Consider the following 3,604-nt stretch of genomic DNA (forward strand, 5'->3'; position numbering starts at 1 on the left):
AATGGCTGCAACGGACGTTCCGCCAGCCGACCGTCAAGACCGTTCCGATCGGAGTCGGCGCAACCCGCGACTTCATCGCCGAGGTGGCTGATGTCGCCGGGATCGAGGTTCCGGCGGAACTGGTCGCCGGCTCGTCGCGCCTCCCCTGGTACTCGCATTCGGTCGACAGCACCTACCTGACCGGCAAGCGCATCTTCATATTCGGCGACGCCAGCCACGCCATCGCGGCGGCCCGGATCGCCCATGCCGAACTGGGCTTCGCGGTGGTCGGGCTCGGCACCTACAGCCGCGAGATGGCGCGGGAAGTCCGGGAAGCAGCCACCCATTACGGCATCGAGGCGCTGATCACCGACGACTACCTGGAGGTCGAATCCAGGGTGTCCGAGCTTCAGCCCGATCTGGTGCTCGGCACCCAGATGGAACGCCACATCGCCAAGCGGCTCGGCATCCCCTGCGCGGTCATCTCCGCCCCCGTCCACGTCCAGGACTTCCCGGCGCGCTACTCGCCGCAGATGGGGTTCGAGGGCGCCAACGTGATCTTCGACGCCTGGGTCCATCCGCTGATGATGGGGCTGGAAGAACACCTGCTGGCGATGTTCCGCGACGACTTCGAGTTCCACGGCGAAGCGGCGCCGTCCCATCTCGGCCACCCCGTCAGCGTCAGCCCTGTCGTTCCGGAAACAGTCGCAGAAGTTGCCAACTCGGACGACACCGGCTGGGCGCCCGATGCCGAGCGGGAGCTTCGCAAGATCCCGTTCTTCGTCCGGGGCAAGGCCCGCCGCAATACCGAGCGCTTCGCCCGCGAACAGGGCATCGCGCGCATCACGATCGAGACGCTCTATCACGCCAAGGCGCATTTCAGTTCCCAGCACTAGAAGGCAGCGGCATGACCACAATCCTGACGAGGCGTCCGGTTCCCGGAAGGATCGGCCACGGTGACGGCGAAGGCAGCGTCCAGGTCCAGATGGACCCGACCGTCAGTCTCGGCACCGCCAAGGTCTTCGCCGTCTACGGCAAGGGCGGCATCGGCAAGAGCACGACATCGTCCAACCTGTCCGTCGCCTTCTCCAAGCTGGGTAAGCGGGTGCTCCAGATCGGCTGCGACCCCAAGCACGACAGCACCTTCACGCTGACCAAGCGGCTGGTCCCGACGGTGATCGACATCCTGGAGACGGTCAACTTCCACTCCGAAGAGTTGCGGACCGAGGACTTCGTGTTCGAAGGCTACAACGGCGTGATGTGCGTCGAGGCCGGCGGCCCGCCCGCCGGGACCGGCTGCGGCGGCTACGTCGTCGGCCAGACGGTCAAGCTGCTGAAGGAACATCACCTGCTCGACGACACCGATGTCGTGATCTTCGACGTGCTGGGCGATGTCGTCTGCGGCGGTTTCGCGGCCCCATTGCAGCATGCCGGACGAGCGCTGATCGTCACCGCCAACGACTTCGACAGCATCTTCGCGATGAACCGCATCGTCGCCGCGATCCATGCCAAGGCCAAGAATTACAATGTCAGATTGGGCGGCGTCATCGCCAACCGCAGCGCCGGCACCGACCAGATCGACCGCTTCAACAATGTCGTCGGCCTGAACACCCTGGCCCGCTTCCCCGACCTGGACGCGATCCGCCGCAGCCGCCTGAAGAAGGCGACCCTGTTCGAAATGGAGCCTTCCCCCGAGCTGGAAGCGGTGCAGAACGAGTATCTGCGGCTGGCCGCCACGCTCTGGGCCGGGACCGAGCCGCTGGCGCCCAAGCCCATGAAAGACCGCGATATCTTCGACCTGCTGGGGTTCGACTGATGGAAACCGTTTCATACATCGAGCGCCGCGGGCAGCTTGAAACCTATTTCGACCGCACCGCCGCCGAGGCCTGGTCGCGCCTGACCAGCGACGCTCCGGTCAGCCGAATCCGGGCCACCGTCCGCGAGGGACGCGACCGGATGCGCGGCACCCTGCTGAGCTGGCTGCCCGACGACATGCGCGGCATGCGCCTGCTGGACGCCGGCTGCGGCACCGGCATGCTGGCGCTGGAAGCGGCGAAGCGCGGGGCCGAAGTCACCGCGATCGACCTCTCCCCGACGCTGGTCGGCTTGGCGCGCGACCGGCTGCCCGGCAACCTCAAGGTGGACTTCCGCGTCGGCGACATGCTGGACCCGGCCCTTGGCCGGTTCGACCACATCGTCTCGATGGACAGCCTGATCCACTACAAGGCGGCCGACATGGTCCGGGCGCTGGAGTTGCTGACCGACCGCACGGGATCGTCCGTCGTCTTCACCTTCGCGCCCAGCACCAAGGCGCTGACGGTCATGCACGCGGTCGGCAAGCTGTTCCCGCGCGGCAACCGCGCCCCCGCGATCGAGCCGGTCCGCGAAGCCTCGCTCCGCCATCTGCTGACCGGACTTGACGGATGGAAGGCGTCGCGGTCCGAACGGATCGCCTGCGGCTTCTACACCTCCCAGGCGCTGGAACTGGTGCCTCATGGTTAAGGTCGCCCGCGTCTGGACATACCTGACACCGCGCTTCCTGCCCTTCGCGGATGCGGCGACGCCTGAACTGCCGCTCGGCCGGCTGCTCCGGCTGGCGCTGTTCCAGGTCTCCGTCGGCATGGCGATCGTGCTGCTGAACGGCACGCTCAACCGCGTCATGGTGGTGGAACTGGGCGTGCCGACATGGCTGGTAGCAGTCATGGTCTCACTCCCCCTGGTGTTCGCGCCGCTGCGGGCGCTGGTCGGTTTCCGGTCGGACACGCACCGCTCCGTCCTGGGCTGGAAGCGGGTACCCTATATCTGGTTCGGCACGCTGCTCCAGTTCGGCGGCTTCGCGATCATGCCGTTCGCGCTGATCATCCTGTCGGGCGACACCACCGGCCCTGTTTGGGTCGGCCATGCCGGTGCTGCGTTGGCTTTCCTGCTGGTCGGCGCCGGCCTGCACACCACACAGACCGCCGGTCTGGCGCTCGCCACCGACCTCGCTCCGCCGGAAGCCCGGCCGCGCGTCGTGGCCCTGCTCTACGTCATGTTGCTCGCCGGCATGGTCGTCAGCGCCCTGCTGTTCGGCGCATTGCTGGCCGATTTCAGCCAGTTGCGCCTGATCCAGCTGGTCCAGGGATGCGCCGTCGCGACGGTGGTGCTCAACGTGATCGCCCTGTGGAAGCAGGAGCCCCGCAACCCCGCAGCCACCCGGCCCGACCTGCCGCGCCCGTCCTTCAGCCAATCCTGGGCGGCTTTCCGTAGCTCCGGACGCGCCGGGCGGGTGCTGGTCGCGGTCGGGCTGGGGACGGCGGCCTTCAGCATGCAGGATATCCTGCTGGAGCCATACGGCGGCCAGATCCTGAACCTGACCGTCGGCGAGACCACGGCACTGACGGCCCTGCTGGCCGGCGGCACACTGGCTGGCTTCGCGCTGGCCGCCCGCCGGCTGGGCCGGGGAGCCGACCCGTACCGGCTGGCGGCGCTGGGCCTGCTGGCCGGCCTGTTCGCCTTCTCCGCCGTGATCTTCTCCGCTCCGATGGAATCGCCCAACTTGTGCCGGATCGGCACCGTCCTGATCGGTTTCGGCAGCGGTTTGTTCGTCGTCGGCACGCTGACCGCCGCGATGGCGCTGGCTCGG

General features: G+C 67.6%; 4 protein-coding genes. All 4 read left to right on the plus strand.

Annotated features, from left to right (window positions below):
* Positions 1 to 875, plus strand: an 875-nt coding sequence (locus AC5JJ6_RS04470) for a nitrogenase component 1 (protein ID WP_496040891.1), incomplete at its 5' end; no start/stop codon positions are given.
* Between the two features lie 11 nt (positions 876 to 886).
* The gene (bchL, locus tag AC5JJ6_RS04475; protein WP_496040892.1) at positions 887 to 1,795 is read left to right on the plus strand and encodes a ferredoxin:protochlorophyllide reductase (ATP-dependent) iron-sulfur ATP-binding protein; all 909 of its coding nucleotides are present in this window, start codon (positions 887 to 889) and stop codon (positions 1,793 to 1,795) included.
* Positions 1,795 to 2,481 (plus strand): magnesium protoporphyrin IX methyltransferase, encoded by a 687-nt coding sequence (gene bchM, locus AC5JJ6_RS04480; protein WP_496040893.1) that lies wholly within the window; start codon positions 1,795 to 1,797, stop codon positions 2,479 to 2,481. The genes bchL and bchM overlap by 1 nt, the downstream gene beginning before the upstream one ends.
* Positions 2,474 to 3,604, plus strand: a 1,131-nt coding sequence (locus AC5JJ6_RS04485; protein ID WP_496040894.1) for a BCD family MFS transporter, incomplete at its 3' end; no start/stop codon positions are given. The genes bchM and AC5JJ6_RS04485, both read left to right, overlap by 8 nt.

This window comes from Skermanella sp. (genome assembly GCF_059503625.1).